Annotated in this window: 16 protein-coding genes; 7 read left to right on the top strand and 9 right to left on the bottom strand. The window is 43.5% G+C overall.

What is annotated here, in order from left to right; translation table 11 throughout:
• Positions 1 to 135 precede the first annotated feature (135 nt).
• The 9 genes from M654_RS01325 to M654_RS01285 form a co-directional block, all read right to left on the bottom strand.
• Complete coding sequence (locus M654_RS01325; RefSeq protein ID WP_026589348.1) at positions 136 to 1,542, bottom strand: arabinan endo-1,5-alpha-L-arabinosidase AbnB; 1,407 nt, start codon at positions 1,540 to 1,542, stop codon at positions 136 to 138.
• A 115-nt stretch (positions 1,543 to 1,657) separates the two neighbouring features.
• Entirely contained in the window at positions 1,658 to 3,106 is a 1,449-nt protein-coding gene (locus tag M654_RS01320; protein WP_026589349.1) for a DEAD/DEAH box helicase, read from the bottom strand.
• Positions 3,107 to 3,360: 254 nt separating this feature from the next.
• Positions 3,361 to 3,957: a hypothetical protein gene (locus tag M654_RS01315; RefSeq protein WP_026589350.1), complete on the bottom strand. Its 597-nt coding sequence runs from the start codon at positions 3,955 to 3,957 to the stop codon at positions 3,361 to 3,363.
• Between the two features lie 121 nt (positions 3,958 to 4,078).
• Positions 4,079 to 4,318, bottom strand: coding sequence for a hypothetical protein (locus tag M654_RS01310; RefSeq protein WP_026589351.1), 240 nt, complete (start codon positions 4,316 to 4,318; stop codon positions 4,079 to 4,081).
• A 264-nt stretch (positions 4,319 to 4,582) separates the two neighbouring features.
• On the bottom strand, positions 4,583 to 5,884 hold the full coding sequence (locus M654_RS01305) for a pyrimidine-nucleoside phosphorylase (protein ID WP_026589352.1): 1,302 nt from the start codon (positions 5,882 to 5,884) through the stop codon (positions 4,583 to 4,585).
• Positions 5,885 to 5,912: 28 nt separating this feature from the next.
• Positions 5,913 to 7,094, bottom strand: a complete 1,182-nt coding sequence (locus tag M654_RS01300) for a NupC/NupG family nucleoside CNT transporter (protein ID WP_026589353.1) — start codon at positions 7,092 to 7,094, stop codon at positions 5,913 to 5,915.
• Positions 7,095 to 7,176: 82 nt separating this feature from the next.
• Positions 7,177 to 7,848: a deoxyribose-phosphate aldolase gene (gene deoC / locus M654_RS01295; protein ID WP_026589354.1), complete on the bottom strand. Its 672-nt coding sequence runs from the start codon at positions 7,846 to 7,848 to the stop codon at positions 7,177 to 7,179.
• A 126-nt stretch (positions 7,849 to 7,974) separates the two neighbouring features.
• Positions 7,975 to 8,913: a DNA-binding transcriptional repressor DeoR gene (locus tag M654_RS01290; RefSeq protein WP_026589355.1), complete on the bottom strand. Its 939-nt coding sequence runs from the start codon at positions 8,911 to 8,913 to the stop codon at positions 7,975 to 7,977.
• A 150-nt stretch (positions 8,914 to 9,063) separates the two neighbouring features.
• Positions 9,064 to 11,826, bottom strand: a complete 2,763-nt coding sequence (locus M654_RS01285; RefSeq protein ID WP_051290446.1) for an AAA domain-containing protein — start codon at positions 11,824 to 11,826, stop codon at positions 9,064 to 9,066.
• A 203-nt stretch (positions 11,827 to 12,029) separates the two neighbouring features.
• Here M654_RS01285 and M654_RS01280 point away from each other — a divergent pair, with 203 nt between their 5' ends.
• The 7 genes from M654_RS01280 to M654_RS01250 all read left to right on the top strand — a co-directional run bounded on the left by M654_RS01280 (position 12,030) and on the right by M654_RS01250 (position 21,019).
• Positions 12,030 to 13,139, top strand: a complete 1,110-nt coding sequence (locus tag M654_RS01280; protein WP_026589357.1) for a Rap family tetratricopeptide repeat protein — start codon at positions 12,030 to 12,032, stop codon at positions 13,137 to 13,139.
• Positions 13,136 to 13,267, top strand: coding sequence for a Phr family secreted Rap phosphatase inhibitor (locus M654_RS01275; RefSeq protein WP_142246065.1), 132 nt, complete (start codon positions 13,136 to 13,138; stop codon positions 13,265 to 13,267). The genes M654_RS01280 and M654_RS01275 overlap by 4 nt, the downstream gene beginning before the upstream one ends.
• 739 nt (positions 13,268 to 14,006) lie before the next feature.
• Positions 14,007 to 15,089: a hypothetical protein gene (locus tag M654_RS01270; protein WP_026589359.1), complete on the top strand. Its 1,083-nt coding sequence runs from the start codon at positions 14,007 to 14,009 to the stop codon at positions 15,087 to 15,089.
• Positions 15,070 to 15,921, top strand: a complete 852-nt coding sequence (locus M654_RS01265) for a diguanylate cyclase domain-containing protein (protein ID WP_026589360.1) — start codon at positions 15,070 to 15,072, stop codon at positions 15,919 to 15,921. Before M654_RS01270 ends, M654_RS01265 begins: the two co-directional genes overlap by 20 nt.
• The gene (locus M654_RS01260) at positions 15,911 to 17,641 is read left to right on the top strand and encodes a DUF2334 domain-containing protein (protein WP_026589361.1); all 1,731 of its coding nucleotides are present in this window, start codon (positions 15,911 to 15,913) and stop codon (positions 17,639 to 17,641) included. Before M654_RS01265 ends, M654_RS01260 begins: the two co-directional genes overlap by 11 nt.
• Complete coding sequence (locus M654_RS01255) at positions 17,634 to 18,896, top strand: glycosyltransferase family 2 protein (RefSeq protein WP_026589362.1); 1,263 nt, start codon at positions 17,634 to 17,636, stop codon at positions 18,894 to 18,896. The genes M654_RS01260 and M654_RS01255 overlap by 8 nt, the downstream gene beginning before the upstream one ends.
• A 5-nt stretch (positions 18,897 to 18,901) precedes the next feature.
• Positions 18,902 to 21,019, top strand: coding sequence for a cellulose biosynthesis cyclic di-GMP-binding regulatory protein BcsB (locus tag M654_RS01250; RefSeq protein WP_026589363.1), 2,118 nt, complete (start codon positions 18,902 to 18,904; stop codon positions 21,017 to 21,019).
• Positions 21,020 to 21,031: the final 12 nt, after the last annotated feature.

Here is a 21,031-nt window from a genome sequence, read left to right as displayed (position 1 = left end):
TTAATTAACTTATTTTAAAGACTTTATCTTTAATTATCGTATAATTCATTTGGTTTTTCCATATAAAAGCCGATCTAAAAAAGCACATACCTTAAATAGGTATATGCTTTTTTGTTATCCTCACTTTATCTAATCTTAATCCTTATTTCCCCAAACCGCATCCCCTTCACGAGACAACGCGCTAAATGTCATTACTTTCCGCCCGGCGCTCGCATCCCACTGCCGCAGAAACACGCCGTCGTATTGTTTTCCGTCGATCTTGAGTTCAATTCGGTTGTGTCCTGTTTTCTTCCATGTTCCCGTCGCCGCGCCAGACACTTTTCCATTCTGATGTAAATGAATGTCCGTTGATTGTTTGATGTCTGCGGAGATGTCTTTGCCGTGCCGCACCAATTCGTAATCGCCAATCACATCCGCTTTTTTCACCTTCCCGGGCTTTTCTCCCGCATAGCGGTGAGGCGCGACGACAGGCCAGCCCTCTTTGTTCATCAGCATTTGATGGACGCGGACTTCATGCTCCTCGCCTCTTTCCGGGAAACGGGTGTGGAAAATCAAGTAGGATTGGCCGCTTTTTTCATCATAGAAAGCGGAATTATGCCCTGGTGAGACATAGCCGCTTTTATTTTCAAACTGAAAGTTCCCCATGAGCTTGACGCCGTAAGGTTCAATGGAACGGTCATCAAAAAGCGTGCCTTCTTTGCCGCGAACATCGATCATCGCATTGCCTTCTGCATCATAGTATGGGCCGTCCGGCTGTTTGGAGCGGGCGACACGGATGTTGTACCCGCCGTCAGCGGCAAGTCCCCCGAAGGACATGTACAGGTAGTAATACTGTGTTTCAGGATTGTAGAGAATGTATGCACCTTCAATCCGGCTGTGGTTGCCGCCAATCAGCTTTTTCCCGTACCCCTGGCCGGGAAGCGGGAGTCCGGTTTTCCGGTCCATTTCTAAAATGAAAATCCCGCCTGAATAGGAGCCGTACACCATCCACAGTTTTCCGTCCCGGTCAAAAAATGTGTGCGGATCGACGACATTCGGATGCTTTGTCGCGTCATAAAGGGTGCCGTCATTGCTGATTCCGTCCATTCCCGACTTTAAAAATATGCCTTTGTTTTTGTACGGGCCTTCGATGTCGTCGGCGACGGCCAGACCGAGGGCCGATCGCGGCGAATCGCCGCGGCAGGCGTTGTAATACATATAAAATTTGCCGTCCTCAAGCTGTGTGACATCCGGCGCCCACAATGTATCGCTTTCCGCCCATTCAAAGGTTTCTTTTAATTCTTCATATACATTCGGAATCAGGGGATTGTTGTTGTTTACACTGGAAGAAATCTGCGTCCATTGCATAAGGTCGTCTGACTTGGCGGAAGCCAAATGCGAGCCGAATACATAGTACGTATCATCGACCTTGATGACGGATGGATCATGAACGGTCACATCGGAAAAAATCGGTTTTTGAAATGTTGCAAATGCAGTGCCTGGCACTAAACAGGCAGTGATGATGAAAGTCAATGCAAGAATCCGAAAGAAACGCTTACTCATCTTCATTTGTTCTCCTCTCTTTTGAAACGCTTTCATTTTTGACAATCCATCATATGCCGCTTATCCGTTGTTTATTACGAACAAAAAGGCTCTCGACAAAGTCGACAGCCTGAAATTAGCTCTTCCTTGCTTTATGCACTTTCAACAATTTCCCTTTGACGGTTGTTTCTTTCATCGCATTTAACACGAGCGGGCCTTTTCCGTTTAATATCTCAACAAATGAACATTGCTCTTGAATCGTGATAATACCGATATCTTCCGCAGACACACCATCGATTTTAGCAATCGTTCCGACGAAATCAACGGCTCTCAATTTCTTCTTCTTTCCCCCATTAAAATAGAGCTTCATGATTGCTTGATTTAACGATTCACTCTTATCTTTTTTAAGCTCGGGTTTTTTATTGATATTCTGTTGAAACGCCGCTTTTGCTTGCGCCACTTCTTTTTTTGACGGAGCCTCGATGACAGGAATGGCTAAACCGATATAGTCTTCAATTTCCGCCACGATGTTCTTTTCAGACGGTGTGGCAAAGGTGACCGCTTTTCCCCGGCTGCCGGCTCGTCCCGTTCTTCCGGTACGGTGCACATAGCTTTCTTTATCTAATGGAAGGTCATAGTTGATCACATGTGTCATGTTCTCAATGTCGATACCCCTTGCCGCCACATCGGTGGCTATCAAATAGCGGAATGCTCCGCGCCTAAAGCGGTTCATCACGGCAAAACGTTCTTCTTGAGACATTCCGCCATGGATTTTCATGCAGGGATAACCTAAACCGGCCAATCGCCGGTGCAATTCGTTCACATGTTCCTGTGTGCGGCAAAACATGATGCAGCTGTCCGGGTTCTCAGTAATTAAAACATCCCGCAAAAGTGAAAATTTGTCATGTTCGTTTACAATGATCAGTGCATGATCAATGTCCGCGGTTGTCATACCGCTTGCTTTGATCTCGATTTTCAAAGGGTTTTTCATATATTGATCGGCAAGGTGCTCCACATCCTCCGGAAAGGTCGCTGAAAACAGCATGGTCAGCCGTTCATCAGGCAGATGACGGATGATCGCTTCAACCTGGTCGATAAATCCCATATTCAGCATTTCATCAGCTTCATCGATGATCAGGTATTGCAGTTTTTCCAGCGGAAGCGTTCCTTTTTCAATGTGCTCTAATAAACGGCCCGGAGTCCCGACAACCACATGGCATTTTTGTTTCAGCTCCGTTTTTTGCCGCTCAAAGGACGATTTTCCGTAAACAGCTGCTACTTTTATTCTTTTATAGCGGCCGATGTTGATCAAATCCTCTTTTACCTGAGCGGCCAGCTCGCGCGTCGGTGTCAAAACCAGGGCTTGAGGCTTGTTTTCTCCCCAGTCCGACAACTCGCAAACCGGAATTCCAAACGCAGCCGTCTTCCCGCTCCCCGTCTGTGCTTTCACGATCACATCCCGACTTTTAAGCACCGCGGGGATCACTTCGCTCTGCACCGCGGTCGGATGCTTATACCTTAGATGATCGAGGGCTTTCACGATATCTCCGCTTAACCTAAAGCTTTTAAAACTGGTTTTGCTCATAAATGGACTCCTTTTGGTCATATGTTTTCCAGTGAATGATGGCGTATGTATATGAATGTGATTATACGCTAAGGCTCCTTGATTTTAAAAGGCATTAAAAAAGAGGCTGGATAAAAACAACCCCTAAAAATGCAATAACATAAGCTCTACAACAATGTGGAGTCCAAACTTAAACAAACTACTTCAGATAATTAAACATGAAATAAATTAATCGATAGAGACGACAACTTTAAGTATTTCTATAAAATAATTGTTTAAAAAATAGAGGCTATTGAAGCTATTGAAAAGATTAATGCTATGATGAAAATAATTCCCATTAAACGCTGCAAAAGAAAAGGAAGACGGGCTAAAACAACCTGAACTTCGTAATTTATTGTCCAAGCAAAAAATAAGAAATATCGTAAAAAATCGTTTATCCACCCACCCGGTTCTTCATATATATTAACTTCATACTGTTTTATTACCCATGTAGGAAATAGCAATGAAAATATTGCCATGATAAAATTGATAGTCAACGACACATACAATAAAGCGCTTGGATATGGAATATGTTCTCTTAAAACAAAACTTAAAAATAAACTTAAAACAATGAATGTAGTAATGCCTACTATTAGATTTGATTTTTTAAATATATTTGTCCTCGGACTAATATATATTTTTTTTGTTTTAAAACCATAAACAAAAGAAAGTAAAATCAAAAAACATTCTGCAATAAATATAAATAAAAATAACGAAATACCGCTGTCATCTTGATTCCAATATGGAATATTTATCAGTAAAAGTGCCACTAACAACAGGAGTACAGCATTGCTTCTCAACAAAAAAATACAGCTTTTTTTCATGGAAAACATAAATCCGTTATCCTTTTCTTTTCCTAAATAGAGAAGAGATATCGCTTTCTAAAGAGGAGATTTTAGCAGCATGGTTGGACATATCATTCACCCCGGTATGAAGATTTCCTCATGAATTAAACTATTGTTTAAAATCCTGTTTGCAAAAATAAACAACTGCGAAAACAAATCCCGTCATAACGGCTAAAAAGAAAGATATCGCCAACAAGCCTAAATAACCAAATCCCAGCCCGGCATCTCTTGCAGGATCACCAGTTGCCAACAACATGAGCAAAAAATAAGAGAGAAGTGCATATAAAAAAAAGGATGTGACACCTGTAAGAATAAATATCATCAAACTTGCAAAAGCCGCCGTTAACATAAAATTGTTCCTCCGCCATAAGTCGTTCATAATTTTTAACATTCAGGTTGAAAGACCACTTTTTCGTGAAATTTCCCCTACATTCCGATCTTGCACAATCTATAAATCGAGACCTTTTTCATAATACAATATGTACCAAAACAGATAAATAGGAAATAAGGCTTGTCTTGAATGGTTGATCTTGCATCCATTTTTTAGAGCGGGGGGCTGAATAGATAAAAAAACAGCACATCCCCTTAAGGCCTGTGCTGTCCTCATGTTCTTCTATTCGGTAATCACCGTATGCACCAGCTTCGGCGCTTCGGCTTTTGCTGCGATATTAATGTTTTCATACACCTTGGCGATGACGTCATCAACATTTTCGCGGTTGGCGTAAAGTGTGACCAAAGGTTCTCCTTTTTCGACCGTGTCACCGACTTTTTTGCGGAGCATGATGCCGACGGCAAGGTCGATTTGGTCTTCTTTTGTAGCGCGTCCCGCTCCTAAGAGCATGGCTGCGACTCCGATTTGGTCGGCGACGATTTCAGAAACGACACCCGCTTCTTTGGCAGGAACGTCGATTTTGTAGGCGGCTTGCGGAAGCTTCGCCGGGTCATCTGCAACCGAGCTGTCACCGCCTTGGTTTTGCAGGAAGTCTTTAAATTTTTGCAGGGCTTTGCCGTTTTTCATCACTTCCAGCAACTGCTCTCTGGCTTCGTCTAGTGTTTCGGCTTTTTTGGCGAGAACGACCATCTGGCTGCCCAACGTTAAGACAAGCTCGGTTAAGTCGTCCGGTCCTTCTCCCTTTAATGTGTCGATCGCTTCTTTTACTTCAAGTGCGTTTCCGATGGCAAATCCAAGCGGCTGAGACATATCGGAGATGACAGCCATCGTTTGGCGGCCGACATTGTTTCCGATGCGGACCATCGCTTTTGCAAGGTTGACGGCGTCTTCGTCCGTCTTCATGAATGCGCCGGCGCCTGTTTTGACGTCAAGGACGATGGCGTCTGCCCCGGCGGCAATTTTCTTGCTCATGATCGAGCTTGCGATCAGCGGAATTGAATTGACCGTCCCTGTCACATCGCGGAGAGCATACAGTTTTTTATCCGCAGGCGTCAAGTTCCCGCTTTGTCCGATGACGGCGACCTTGTCGCGGTTGACAAGATCAATGAACTCGTCTTTTGAAAGTTCCACGTGAAACCCTTCTACCGCTTCCAGCTTGTCAATTGTCCCGCCTGTATGCCCGAGGCCGCGTCCTGACATTTTGGCTACCGGTACGCCGAGAGCGGCGACAAGCGGTGCGAGCACAAGCGTTGTCGTGTCGCCGACGCCTCCTGTTGAGTGCTTATCGACCTTGATGCCTTCAATGGCGGAGAGGTCGATCGTCTCCCCGGAATTGACCATCGCCATCGTTAAATCGGCGCGCTCTCTGTCTGTCATGTCTTGAAAATAAATGGCCATGGCAAGCGCGCTTGCTTGATAGTCAGGAATGCTTCCATCTGTATAGCCTTTGACGAAGAATTGAATTTCTTCTGTCGTCAATTCTTTGCCGTTTTGTTTTTTAGTGATGATATCGACCATTCTCATTGTGATCACCATTCCTTTACGTCAATGTTTAATAGATCAAACCTACAACAGTAGCTGTTAAGAAACTGACGAGTGTGGCCCCGTACAAAAGCTTCAACCCGAAGCGGGCAACGACATTTCCTTGTTTCTCATTCAGCCCTTTCACAGCGCCGGCAATGATGCCGATGGATGAGAAGTTGGCAAAAGAGACGAGGAATACGGAAACAATCGCTTCCGTGCGGCCGCTGAAATGGAGTCCGCCTTGTGCGAGCGTCTGCATGGCGACAAACTCGTTCGATACCATTTTCGTCGCCATGATGCTTCCGGCATTCACGGCTTCATTCCATGGAATACCCATCAAGAAAGCAAACGGCGCAAACACATATCCGAGCAGTTCTTGGAAAGATATCCCCAGTACGGCATTGAAAATACCGTTGATCATTGCGATGATCGCCACAAAGCCGATCAACATGGCCGCCACGACAACCGCAACTTTAAAGCCGTCCATAATATATTCGCCGAGCATCTCGAAAAAGGATTGCTTTTCCTCTTCCTGCACTTCTACCATATCATGTTCTTGATCCACCTCATAAGGATTTATGATCGAGGCGATGATAAACCCGCCGAACAAGTTTAAAACGAGTGCTGTGACGACATACTCCGGTTTCAGCATCGTCATGTAGGAGCCGACGATAGACATCGATACGGTGGACATCGCTGAAGCGCACAGTGTATAAAGTCTGTGCTTAGGCAGCATGCCCAATTGTTTTTTTAATGAGATGAATACTTCTGATTGGCCTAAAATCGCCGATGCCACGGCATTGTAGGATTCAAGTTTTCCCATCCCGTTGACTTTGCTGAGCGCCAGACCAATATATTTTATTATAAACGGAAGGATTCTCCAATATTGCAGAATTCCAATTAAAGCAGAAATAAATACAATAGGCAGCAGCACGCTCATGAAGAATGTGGACTCATTCACATTCACAAGCCCGCCGAACACAAAGTTCACACCTTCAGCTGCGTATTCAAGCAAATAGCTGAACCCTTTCGCAAATCCGCCGACAAGGTAGTTTCCGACGCCTGTGTTCAACAAGATATATCCTAGTACAAATTGCAGTACGATCATGACGATAACCGGACGATACTTGACTCCTTTTTTCCCGTTGCTGAACAGCCATGCCATACCTAAAATAACAATTAATCCTATGATCCCGATGAGATACTTCATATGTTGATCCTCCCGAGGATGAATTCGCTTACAATCTTTGCGTCAATATACGGGAAGCTAAAGCTTCCCGCTTATCCCGAACTTAATAGTTGTCTCCGCTTTTTCCTTCCGCTCCGCTGACGATGGAAACTCCTGCGCTCGCCCCGATTCGGCTTGCTCCGGCTGAGATCATGTTTTCTACATCCTCTTTAGTGCGAATACCTCCGGATGCTTTCACCCCAATATCAGGTCCGACGGTTTTCCGCATTAAAGCAATGTCTTCCGCTGTCGCACCGCCTGTGGAGAATCCCGTTGAGGTTTTCACAAAATCGGCTCCGGCCGCGACAGCCAAGCGGCATGCGCGTTCTTTTTCTTCATCTGTGAGCAGACATGTTTCAATAATCACTTTGACAAGCGCTTTTCCTTCGGCCGCTTCCACCACTCCGCGGATATCGGCTTGTACAAAATCATCGTCGCCGTCTTTTAACGCGGCAATGTTGATCACCATGTCAACCTCTGTCGCTCCTTTTGCAATCGCGTCTTTTGTCTCGAACGCTTTTGTTTCCGTCGTATTGGCGCCAAGCGGGAAACCGATGACAGTGCAAACGTCAATTTCCGTTCCCGCAAGCTCTTTCGCGGCGAACTCGACCCATGTTGGATTGACGCAGACGGAAGCGAATTGGTACGCTTTCGCTTCTTCGATCAGCTTTTTGATTTCTCCTTTTTGTGTATGCGGTTTCAATGCTGTATGATCAATGATTTTTGCAATCTCCATATACAAGCACTTCCTTTGTTTTAAGATAGTTTCAGCATAACCGATTTCTGAACAAATGTAAATTATGATGTGAACTTTTGTTCACTAGAAAATAAAGTAAAATCCAGGCTGTTCACCTTGGACAATTCAATCTTTTAACAGTTCTTTTGCCGTATGCTGATCGATAATCAGGACATTGGCATATTTCCCATTGAGCGCGCCGTGGATGGCGGCCGTTTTGCGGATGCCGCCGGCAACAAGAATCGACCGTTCTTTCTGCCTGAGATCAGCAAGTTCGACACCGATTGTCCGGGAATTGATCGCATCGCTGCAGATCTTTCCGTCCGCATCAAAAAAGCGCGAGCAAATATCGCCGACTCCGCATGATTTCAAGAGCTCTTTTTCCTGATCATTAAAGTAGCCGAGCCTGAACAAAAGGGCTTCATCCCGAACCGTCCCGACCGTAAAAATGGCGATGTTCGCCTGCCTGCCCATTTCCATGATCCGTTTGATATGCCTGTCCTGCTCAACCATCTGCTTGACCTCGGCGTTGTCAAACACAACCGGCAGCGGAAGGTATCTCGGCATTGTCTGAAAGGCCTCGGCAAACAGCTGAATCGTTTCAGACGAATAGGTATTGACATTCGAGTGGCTGATACCGCCTTTCAGCTGAACGACTTCGACGCCTTTCACCTGCTTGGCGTGGAGATTTTGCGCGATCTGATACATCGTCGTTCCCCAGCTGACGCCGACGATGTCGCCGTCCTTGACGGCTCCATGCATGTATTCGGCGCCGAAGCGGCTCAGATAATGCGTGATGGTCGTATAGTCGGAGGTCGGCGAAAAGACGACGTGCGCTTCAAGCAGCCCGTATTTTTCTTCAAGCATCGCACCGAGCGCATTCATGTCCTCAAACGGATCCATGACGCGAATCTGGACATACCCCTTTTCCTTTGCATACTGAAGCAGCCTCGATACAGTCGGCCTTGAAATCTCAAGCTGCTCGGCGATTTGCTGCTGGCTATAATCCGACTGATAGTAAAGCCTGGCCGCTTCAATGCTCAATTGCTGTTTTTCCTTGTCCATCACGTGCCTCCCCTTTAGAGAACCGTTTTAATCCATATTATATAGGCTGAGGGCCTTTTTCATCCAGATGAACTTTAAATAAAGCTTCCCCTTTTTCCAAACTGCTGTAGCCTAAAATTCAAAAAACTCGCGAATACTAACAGTTGTTTTTTAGCCATTTGTTAAAATTGAATTTAAAAACTCTTTAATTTTATTATTTTCGTCACTCTCAATTGTTTTTAATCTAAGGAGGGGTATATCTGATTTTCTAAGAATTGAATCCTTCAATGAATCTCGTCTAAGTTGCTCCTTATTCGATCTATTGTGATATGCCGAACCGTCTACTTCAATCACTCCTGCAGGTTCATTCCCCATTTTATAATGAATGAGGAAATCACAGCGTGCCGAAGTTTGTATAAACTTTTGCTCTTCCGAACTTAAATGGGATGTCTTCCTGATCAAATCCTTCAAGCGATACTCTCTTTTAAAACTAAATTTTTTATACTTATCTTCCTCGTCAAATATGTCCCTTAACAGACTGGCAATAATCCGTTCAGATTTAAATTTAGAATCACTGTCCTTTAGCTTTCTTTCCCTATCAAGAAGGACTTCAGAAAACTCTTTGTATAATAAATCAAAAACTGAAATAACTTGACTCTCATGATAAAGACTGAACTCAGTATAATATTCCATATAGCGTATTAACTCAGAAATTTCTTTATTGCTCCTTTTGAAAATATCAACATTAGAAACTAAAACAAATCTCTTTTTTGCTCTAGAAACAGCTACATTGATTAAGGCAGCATCGTCCACAAATTCAATATCTTTTTTACTGGCTTTTTTATCAAGAACAGTTGAAAAGATGATTCCGTCACATTCCCGCCCCTGAAACTTATGTACGGTGTTTTTTATAATTTTTTTCTTCATATATTCATTTGCAGCATTGATTTGCCCATTGTATGGCGCAATAAAACCAATGTCTTGATAATCGTTTGAAAAAGTCAAATCTCTTATTGCCTCTTCTTGTAATGACTCTATTTCACGTACATTATAACGTCCTCCGTTCCCATAAAAACGCATATGATTCCCCTTAGCGGTCTTAATAAGAACAATTGATGGCTCACTTTTATCATCAGTTTTAGTTAATGGTATCAGCTCACCATTATAATACCGCTCGTTACAAAACTTAATAATCATCGGATGACATCGATAATGCTCTTTCAACAAAGTAACAGGAATGTTTTTTTTAAATACTTCTAAAACCGAGTGAAGCATACTATGTTTTGCATAGTCAAAGCAAGGTTCAATTCCCATCGTTCCGGAAGAGATTTTTTGATCTGGAATATGTGGGAGCTGTTTTGTATCTCCGACAATGATCACATTTTTAGCACAGCTTAATGCAAGAATACCTGGAACCAGCTCTAACTGGGATGCTTCGTCAATGATTAAATAATCAAATAAAAAACCTCTTGGAATTGAATCCATTAAAGAAAAAGCAGTACTTAATACAATTGGAAACCTCTTTTTGAAGATATTAAAATTTGATGAACGTTTATAATTTTTTTGATCAAAATGAAGCAAAAAATCTCTTTTTTGAGCTTGGTGGATTTTACCCTTAAAATATAAAACAGAATGATCCTGAATTCGCTTATTGATTTCTTTAAAGTTTTTTGTCCCCAATGTTTTATTCACTTGCTCAAGTTCACTTTCAAGTTCTATTAATTTTTGATTATAGAATTTATACTGTAGTTCTGTGAGTACTTTCTGCTTTTGCAAACTATCTCCCATCAGTTTGAAATCATATAAACCATAATAAAGTAGATATTTCATCTTTTTAAAAAATGTCATTCTCTTCTCACTATTCATCACCTCATCCACCATAAAATTTAAGATCTTTGAATTATCAAAGCTATAGAACGGGAGCAGTTTAGGGTCTAAACGTTCTTGTGTTCTCATGTGTTCTTTGTAGTACACTCTTTCCGTTTTAAGATCTTTTATCTGTTGTTTTAAAATAGCTTGTCGGTTTTGAAGATGAAAAAGATCTTTAATAAGTGCTGTATCTTCAATAATATTATGTAATAGCTCAGCTTCCTTTTCTGGTTCAATTGACCAATCATTAATATCCTCGGGGACTTGAGATAACTGATTGAAGAATTGTTTCTGATTTTCTTTGTTTCCTAAGGAAGCCATAAGAAAACTGAAACCTGCTTTCTCCAACTTTTCCTTCACATTAGAAACAGCTGCATTATTGTTTGAAACAACGGCTGCTGTTTGACCTTTCATCATGATGTTAGCAATAAGGTTTAAGATCGTTTGTGTTTTACCTGTTCCGGGCGGCCCTTCTATGACACTAATCTGCGAAGAAAAAGCAGACTCTATTGCTTGAATTTGACTTAAATTCAGACCGAATGGAAAAATAATGTTATGAGTTTCTCCAAGAACCTTGCTCTTTTTTTCAAAATACGCATAAAGAGCGCTATCTAATCTGATATTTAACGCTTCAAATTGACGTTTTAGAGGAGGAATATCATTTGGCGTTTTATCTTTTTCTTCAGCCACATATCTAAAATAATCTATATAGCTCTTAAATCGTTCATTACCAGTTTTAACCTTTGTAACATCTTTTAAATAATAATTATAAGATCGTTTACTATTTTTAAAAGTCACAATCGCATACTTTTCACCGTAAACTACTATACTTTCAATTCCCTGTTTGATCTCTTGCTTTAAAAAAACCTGTTCGTTTTCTCCGATTGTTATTTTACGGACAGGTTTGATTCTGCACCTTTCTAAACTCCAGTACTGATATCCTCCTGTTTTTAAAGTCACTTTAATGTAGAGTTCATTATTCTCTTGATGTATAACCAATTTCCAATCTGATATTCGATCTGTCCAATCTTGATGGTCTTTAATTATTGTTGTGGATATCTCCATAAAACCCTCCATCTTTCCCTTTCATTGGTATTCTTTATTATATTATAAATTTAAGTTGAATGATCATAATTTCCCAGCAAACTTATTTCTGTAACTTGTTGACTACAGTAAACTTGTACTCTTTATAACTATCAACATACCAATATTATGATAAAATGGATATTGTAGGACGGGGATGATATTGGTGAACGGAGGGTATTAGAGTGGCGGCAAAAATTGCATTCGAAGCAGTGGGAAACAGCTTAAATCAATGGTATGGGCTGATCAGGCAGAATCATATTGCCGAAGCGGCCGCGATGAGGGAAGAAATCAAAAGAACGCTGGAAACGATGGAAGAAAATCAGGATGTGCTTTTGTACTTCAATCTCATTGATTCGCGATTTAAGCTGTTGACTGAACGATACGAGGAATCCGGGACGCTTTTGCAAAACATGAGAAAAACACCGGAAGAAATCGGAACGGACAATATGCTCCAATACTATTTCTACTTTTTCGGCGGTATGTACGAGTTTTATCAAAAAAATTTCACCACTGCCATTAACTTTTACAAAATCGCCGAGCAGTCGCTCCACAAAATCCCTGATGAAATCGAAATAGCCGAATTTCACTATCAACTGTCCATTGCTTACTATGAAATCAGACAAAACTTCTTCTCGATCAATCACGCGGAAAAAGCGCTGGAAAGCTTTTTGGCGATTGAACATTACGAGCACAGGGCCGCCTCCACCCAAATGATCATCGCGGCGAACAAGCTGGATCTATTCAAGTATGAATCGGCTGAAGCGCTGTTTCAAAAAGCGATCAACATGGCGGCGGACACCAAGCAGCTGTATGCAGAGGCCCTTGGATATCATAACCTTGGAATCTGCTATGAAAGACAGGAAAAGCTTGATCCGGCCCTAAAAGCGTTCGCATCAGCCTTCGGCATCTTAGAACAGCTTCACTCCAAACTCTCCACACTCAGAACTTCCTACATGTTGGCAAGAGTTTTATTCAAAAAAGGTCTGATCGAAGAAGCAACAGGATGGTACAAAAAAGCGGCCGGCCTTGCAGCAGAGTTGGATGAAAAAACATATAAAGCCAAGCTTCTGGTGATTAATTCCATTTATAAAGAGCAAGACGAAGCACTGCTCGACAAAGGCTTGGATATGCTTAGAAGCAAGAATCTTTGGTCAGACGCGGCAGACCTGGCCATCAATGCGGCCAGATACTTCAAAAGCAAGAATTGTCTTAATCAAGCGGCAAAGTACTTTGACGAAGGCATTATTGCCTTCGACCACATTCAAACAAGAAAGGAGGAACTTGCCCCATGAAGAAATGGCTTTTAGGCCTGGCGATTGCAGGCGTTGTCATCACTGGCGCTCTCCAATTTGCTCCGCATGGCGATGCCGAATTTGCAGCAGGTGAATTCAAAACAACTGAAAACTGCTGGTTCGGTTAATCCACGAATTGCACCAAACTGTTAAAAACCAGAGAAAGTTGGCGGCCACCCAACTTTCTCTGCCACATTTGACTATCTTTTCACAAAACATTTTCCATATTCAACTAAATCACAATCCACATAAAAGTAGTTTTTAGAGTCTCTCCAAATTTGGACTCTTTTGTGTACTGAGTCATAAACATAATCGTACATGTTTGGATATGCATCCCTGACCCACACGTACTCAGCTGCGCTTGCAGGCAGCGCTGAGAAGAGAATTGCCGCCGTAACAGCAACCGTTCCCACTGACTTTTTTAATTTCCCCATACTCAAACACTTCTTTTTTTCATTTTTTTCCTATTAAACATCAAGATGATTAATAGGCTGTTATAAAAATTATGATATTTGTAAAAAATTAAATATAATATGCACTCAAGGAAAATAAAGGGACCCCCCCTTCCTTTTGCCTCTCGTGATGATCTCCTTAATTTTTCGAAAGTCTTTCAAAGAAGATGCCCTCCTTCCCTCACCCCTGGCGCTCCAATTGGTTATTTTTACATTCCCAAATGAAAGAGAAATGATGAGATGATATCTATAGCTAAAAAAATCGAACGGCAGTCTTTAGCCCTTTATAAAAATAGTTCAAAAAGATTAAAAAACCCCTAGCAATCTCCATTTTTTCATTTATAATTAATGAAATATGTCATGGTTTTTCCCAGCAAGCTGGACATTCAGGTGATGTAAAGGAGGGGGGCGCCCCGTGAGGTATGTATTGATCGGTTTCATCTTATGCGCTTTAACCATTGGTCTTTCCATCGGCTTTATCCAAGCCGGAAACAAGCATAGCGCGGAGCAGGACAATGAATCGCGGCAGCCTGCCGAGCATTTCATTTTTCATCATTTAATAAGTGATGAGGGGCTTATGAAAACAAGTCTCTCGGATCAGCCTGTTTACTTATCCGAATCACTCGGCTTGTGGATGGAATTTTTAGTTGACAAAAAGGACGGAACTCATTTTCAAGAGCAATATCAGCACTTGACCGAATCGTTTCTCATGAACAGCGGCCTGGTGACATGGAAAATTGAAAATGGACAAGCGAGCGGGGCGAACGCCCTGATAGATGATCTCAGAATCATGCTGACCCTGGATCAGGCAGCCGATCTGTGGGGAAACCGGAAGTATAAGAAAACGGCACGACAAATCGGCGCTGCTTTAAAAACATACAACATGAACAACGGGATTTTTACCGATTTCTATGACTCTTCTTCCAAAGCGGCGTCAAAGGATATCACCCTTTCGTATATTATGCCTGATGCGTTAGCCGTATTGAAAAAGAATGGAACCATCGATGAAGAGACCGTAGAGCGGAATGTCAATATTCTTTATACCGCTCCTTTGAAAAACGGTTTTTTGCCGAAATTGTACAACACAGAGACAAAGGAATACAGCTATGACAACGAGATTAACCTCATCGATCAGCTGTATGCGGCATGGCATTTGCAGCAGGGGGATCAAAAAGCCGCTGTTTTGGCGGATTGGATCAAACAGGAGTTTCAAGCGAATGGAAAGCTGTATGGACGGTATTGGGCGGATACGAAAAAACCGGCCGTTCAATACGAGTCGCCATCCGTTTACGCTTTGACCATTTTGTTTTTCATAAATCAAGATGAAGACAAAGCCGTGGTCAAAGCGCTTTATGAAAAGATGATCGAGTTTGAAATTCTTGATTCGTCTGAAGCGTATTATGGCGGATATATGAGCGGCGATAATACGCACTCTTTTGACAACCTGCTGCCTTTACTGGCGGAAAGGAAGCTTTTTGATGAAAATATCATTCACTGATTTACAGAAAATGTTTGCCTACATGACTGGGCTTGCAGCGGCTCTTTCTCTGTTTATTTATTATGTCTCAGCCGAGCAGTCCGAAGCCGTTTTGATCATTTGTATTTCATTTGCCGTCATCGGAGCGGGAATATGGCTTGGACCGATTTACGCGCTGGCGGGAACCATCGTCGTTTTATTTGTTCTCGGAACCTTAATGATGGTTTTGCAAGCGAGCCAGGCCGCGGTTTTTCCGCCTGAAGAAGGCATGAAAATGCTCGTCGTCTGGGGAATGGCCCTCTTGCTCTTTTCCTTTTTCTCAGGAAGAATTCACGATATTGCAGTTGAACTTCAGCATTCAGTCAAACGACTTCAGTCTGAAATCAAAAGCTTTGTCGCGATTGACAGAGTGACGGGCTTTGATAATAAAGAGAGAATGAAGCTGGAGCTGTCAGAAGAAATGAAGCGCGCGGAGCGGTACGGTAATTCATTTGTTTTCTTGCTGCTGCAGATGCATTATTTCAAAGAGTTTAAATCCTTGTATGGAGAAAAAGAAACCGATCGGCTCTTTCAATTTGTCAGCAGCCAAATCAGATCCTGTGTACGGGAAACGGACAAAAAATTCCGTCCTTCTGAAGAACGATTCGGGATTGTTCTGACCCACACGCCGGCTGAACATATGCCCGCTGTCCTGGCAAAGCTGAAAAAACAACTGGACACGTACCAGCTGCAAAATGGCAAATATATCACCTTAACCTTTCACGTATGTTACTTAACATATCGCAAAGATTTGCAGACGGCGGATCAATTTTTAGAAGAACTGGAGAATGAGATGATGATGAATGAACTGTAAGCGAAGCTTTCTTCTATACGCAGCTGTACTCATACTCTCAGCCGTTTTTTATCGCCCGGACGCGGCGGCAGCGACGCAGGAGAATGGCGGAATTCTCATCATCTATTCGACCTTGGATGGAAAAGAATCGTCAGAAGTGAAAATGCTCGATCTGATCGCAGGTCATTTCTCGTCCCGTGTCACTGTCAAAAAAGATGCTGATGTAAAGCAAACGGATCTCGCAGAGAAAAAGCATATTATCTATTACGGCCAAACCAAAAGAAAGCTGAATAAGCAGCTTGTGTCACAGATCAATGCCTGCGAAACGCCCGTGATTGCGATCGGTTTTAACGCCGGGCAATTCAGCCAATTTTCCGGCCTTTCTTTAACAAACGAAGAAAATGTCTTCCAAGTCCGCAGCACGAGTGAAAACAGTGCGGCCTCATTGAAAAGCGGGCTCAATGTCCTCGGCGTATCAGGTTTGAAGGGGAAAGCATTGTATACATACACATCAGATGATGGGAAGGCACACCCTTTTGTATGGGAAACCGATAAGACAAATGTGTATATCGGCTTAACCAACCTGTTAAACAACAACCTGCTCTTGGCCAAACAGCTCAGACAAGCATTCGGGATAGCGGCGGGGAACACACTCTTATATTTGCGGCTGGAAGACATCAGCCCGATGTCAGATGAAAAATTGCTGCTGCAGGCGGGTTCTTATCTGTATGAGAGAAACATCCCTTTTATCTTGGCTGTTATTCCGGTTTATTTGAACCCGAAAACAGGCGAAAAGGTCTATCTGTCTGACAAGCCGAAGCTGGTCAAATCTTTGCGGAAGCTGCAAAGCATGGGAGGCAGTGTGGTTGTTCATGGATATACCCATGCCTACCGCTACGATGAAACTGGGGAAGGCTTCGAATTTTGGGATGCCAAGGCTGATCAGCCGATCACATCGCAAAATGCGGAGGATGACCCGTCCCTCTTAAAAAAAGAAGCGGATTTTCCGAATGAAGCGGCTTATAACCGTTATTTGAAGCCGTTCAGAGAAAATGAAGAGACCTATACGCGACAAAAGCTGACGCACGCTATTGAGGATTTAACCGCGGAAGGGCTGTACCCGCTGGCATTTGAAGCGCCGCATTACACGATGTCAGAGCATGGTTACCAGATCACTTCACAGTATTTCTCAAGCATCATCGGCCAGGTCCAGCTTAGTGATGAAACATGGAAAACCTCCGGTACGGGACCGTTTGTGACGAAGCCAGCCATGCTGCATGGAATGACGCTGTATCCTGAAACTCTGGGCTATGTCGATGCGTCAGATGCGAATCCGCTCGGCAATATCGAAGACCATATCTCGCAAATGATCGATTTTGAAGGCGGAGTAGCCGGAGCATTTTACCACCCCTATCTCGGCATGGAATATTTGCCCGAGCTGGTTGATCAAATGGAACACATTCCGAACAGCGAATGGCTTGATTTAAAGAAAACAAAGCAAACGGTTCAAACAGACAAAGTGACCATTCGCACGAGCGAAGACGGCACCATTCACGTCAATAGCAAGGTGAATGCCATGGAAGAGTTTTTCGACCATCATCAGCAAAGCCCGCTGGAAAAGGCGCTTTGGATTCTCTCAAGCGTCGTGCTCTTATTTGTCGTCATGTTTTTCAGCTACACCCTTTACTTGAGAGCCACATTAAAAAAACGCATCTTTAAGGAGAGAAAAAGCCGTGGGTAATGTTCTGTTCTTTATCTCATTAAGCTTAATATGGGTGATGCTGCTGTACCACATGTTTCTGATGCAGGGCGGATTTCGCCACTACATGACCTACGAGCTGAACATCCCGAAGTGGAAAGAGAACTTGAAAGACCTTCCGAAGGTCAGCGTTCTGATTCCAGCCCACAATGAAGAAGTCGTGATTCGGCAGACGCTGAAAGCGATGGTCAACCTCTATTACCCGAAGGACCGGCTGGAGATCATCGTCATCAACGACAATTCGACCGACCGGACGGGTGACATCGTGGGTGAGTTTTCCAGACAATACGATTTCATTAAAATGGTGGTCACCAAACCGCCGTATGCGGGAAAAGGCAAATCCTCCGCGCTCAATTCCGGGTTTGCCGAATCGAACGGGGATGTCATTTGTGTATATGATGCTGACAACACACCGGAGAAAATGGCTGTTTACTACCTTGTTCTCGGTCTGATGAACGACCGGAAAGCGGGTGCCGTGGTGGGAAAATTCCGCGTCATCAATGCGGCGAAAACATTGCTGACAAAGTTTATTAACATTGAGACCATTTGCTTTCAATGGATGGCGCAGGGCGGAAGATGGAAGTGGTTCAAAATCGCCACGATCCCCGGCACCAACTTTGCCATCCGCCGGAGCATTATCGAACAGCTCGGCGGATGGGATGATAATGCGCTGGCCGAAGATACCGAGCTGACGATCCGCGTATACAACCTCGGCTACCACATCCGTTTCTTTCCGGCCGCCGTTACATGGGAACAGGAGCCGGAAACGTGGAAGGTGTGGTGGCGCCAGCGGACAAGATGGGCGCGCGGCAATCAATATGTCGTCCTGAAGTTTTTAGCCCAGTTTTTCAAGCTGAAACGGAAGCGGATTATCTTTGACCTGTTTTATTTCTTCTTTACGTATTTTTTGTTTTTCTTCGGCGTGATCATGTCAAATGCGATTTTTGTTATCAATTTATTTTATGATCTGCATCTCTCGGTTGGTTTTTTGTCAATGATCCTGTGGATTTTGGCTTTCTTCCTCTTCATGACAGAAGTCATGATTACACTGAGCATTGAAAAAACAGAAATGAACAAGCAAAACGTTTTCATCGTTTTTCTGATGTACTTTACATACTCGCAGGCGTGGATCGTCCTTGTGATTTATTCTTTATTCGTAGAAATCAAGCACCGTCTGTTCAAGCAAGAAGTGAAATGGTACAAAACAGAGCGATATAATCAAAAGAAAAGCGGGTGACTTTTTTGAAACATGCATTTATATGTCTCTTAAGTTTCATGCTGGCGGCGATGACCGGACAAGCGGCCTTGGCTAAGGACATCGAAGTAGACGGCTCGATTCTGGGGGAAAACAGCGGCAAACAATCCAAAGAGCAAATGCTCACGAACGATCTCATCACAATGTACGGCGCAAAAGACTCATCAGAGCTGACATATCAAATCCCTGCAGGCGCTTCTTCCCTTCAGCAGCTTTTGCTTGAATATGAGGCGTCAGACCTTTTAATCGCCCCCTCCTCTCTGACGGTTGAGATTGATGGTGAACCGGTTAAAACGGTAAAGCTTGAAGGGGATGCCAAACGGAAGAAATTGAAGCTTTCGCTGAACAAAAGCCAGTCATCTCAAGGCTTCCACAGCTTGTCTTTGAAGTTTTACGGCGTGGTGAAAGAAGGCGTCTGCGTCAGACAGGACTCATCCGGCAACTGGATCAAAATTTATCCGGACAGCCGTCTGACATTGGGAAGCAAAAGCTTGGCAAAAGGGGCCGCACTTGAACATTACCCTTATCCTTTCGCACAAGCAGGAAACACCTCGGAAGAAACCGCAATCGTTATTCCGGATAACCCGAGTTCTGCGGAAATCGAAGCAGCGGTCAAAACGGAAAGCTATCTTAAGACGGTTGATAACAGCATAACCGTTTCATACTTGAACGAATCCGACGTAAAGCAGATCGACAAGCCGACGATTTTGATCGGGGTTCAGCACCATTGGAGCGGCAAGGTGAAAAAGCTTTTGAAACAGGATAACCTTGAAGCGCAAGAAGATCAGCTATTGCTTGCGGAACGGGTCCTTAAAGCAAAGGACAGAGAGCAGCCTGTACTGTTTGTCACCGCCAAATCGGATGACATCCTGTCAGAGAAAATCAGCGTGATCACCGATAAAACGTACACCGGCCAGCTGAGCGGTGAAACACTGGCCATCGGCAAGCTTCAACAGCGGCAAAATCGCGATCGCCATAAGCTGTCACTTGAGGATTTCGGGGCGGGGGATTTGACGATCGGCTCTGATCAAACCTCTTCAGAGCATTATTATTATCCTGCTCCGGCGATTTTGGACAAGACTCAATCTGCAAAGCTGTCGCTTGTATTGAAAAAATCAAAAACAATTGAAAAATCCGCCGATCAAAGCGATATGTCTGCCAAAAAGGCAGAGCTGAAGATCATGATCAATGGACAGCCTCATTCTGTCACGGTTGATGCTTTAGAAAAAGAAGACAAAAACGGCTTTTATCATGTCACACTAAAAGTCGATCCGAAGCTTTTGCAAAAAAACCGCTACATCGATATTCAATTTACCGCATCAGGCTTGAAGGAAAACAATCCATGCTATGCGACGGACGAAGACAAATGGATTTTTATTGATAAAAGCAGCACACTGTCTTATCCTGTCAGAAGCGCGTCAGCCGCTGCCGATTTTCAAGATTGGCCGCTTCCATACGCGGGAAACCAGGACAAAGCAACACTGATCATCCTTCCCGACAGCGCAGATCAGGCGAAGCTTCAAGAACTGTCGCTTGTGACGAATTCCCTCGGCGGTGAAGCAGGTCAGTCATTCACAGTAAGAAAAGCATCTGAAGTGAATGCAAAAGACGCAAAAGGCCGGAACATCATTTTTATCGGAGGCATAGGTCAGTTTGCACTTCTGCAGGAGAAAGCAGCGGAACTGGAAGTACCGGTGACGAAAAGCTCGCTGGACGTATCTTCTTTTCAAATGCTGAATGAAACAAGCAAACGAGTCGCTTTTACCCAGACATCGCTGTGGGATGAAAATTACTCGATGGCGGTTTTCACTCCGCTTCATGGAAAAGGCACTGCAGTCACAAAAGAAATGATCAGCTTTTTGGAGAGCAATGACAACACAGCGACCGTGATCAATGAAACGGACAGTCAGCAGCTGTTCACCAATCACCAGCAGCTCGCATCCAAAACGAGCGGAACAGAAACAAGTGAGACGAAGAAAAGCAGCCAGCAGAATACGCTGTATCTCGGAATTCTCGTCTTGATCATCGCAGCAGCTGTCATTCTGATTTTAATAACGGTAAGGCGCAGAAAGAGAAAAACGGACGCCGAAAGAGCTGAAGAATAAGACAGGGGTTAT

It is taken from the genome of Bacillus sp. NSP9.1 (assembly GCF_000465465.2).
GTDB lineage: Bacteria > Bacillota > Bacilli > Bacillales > Bacillaceae > Bacillus > Bacillus sonorensis_A.
This window is presented reverse-complemented; position numbering and strand designations above follow the sequence as displayed.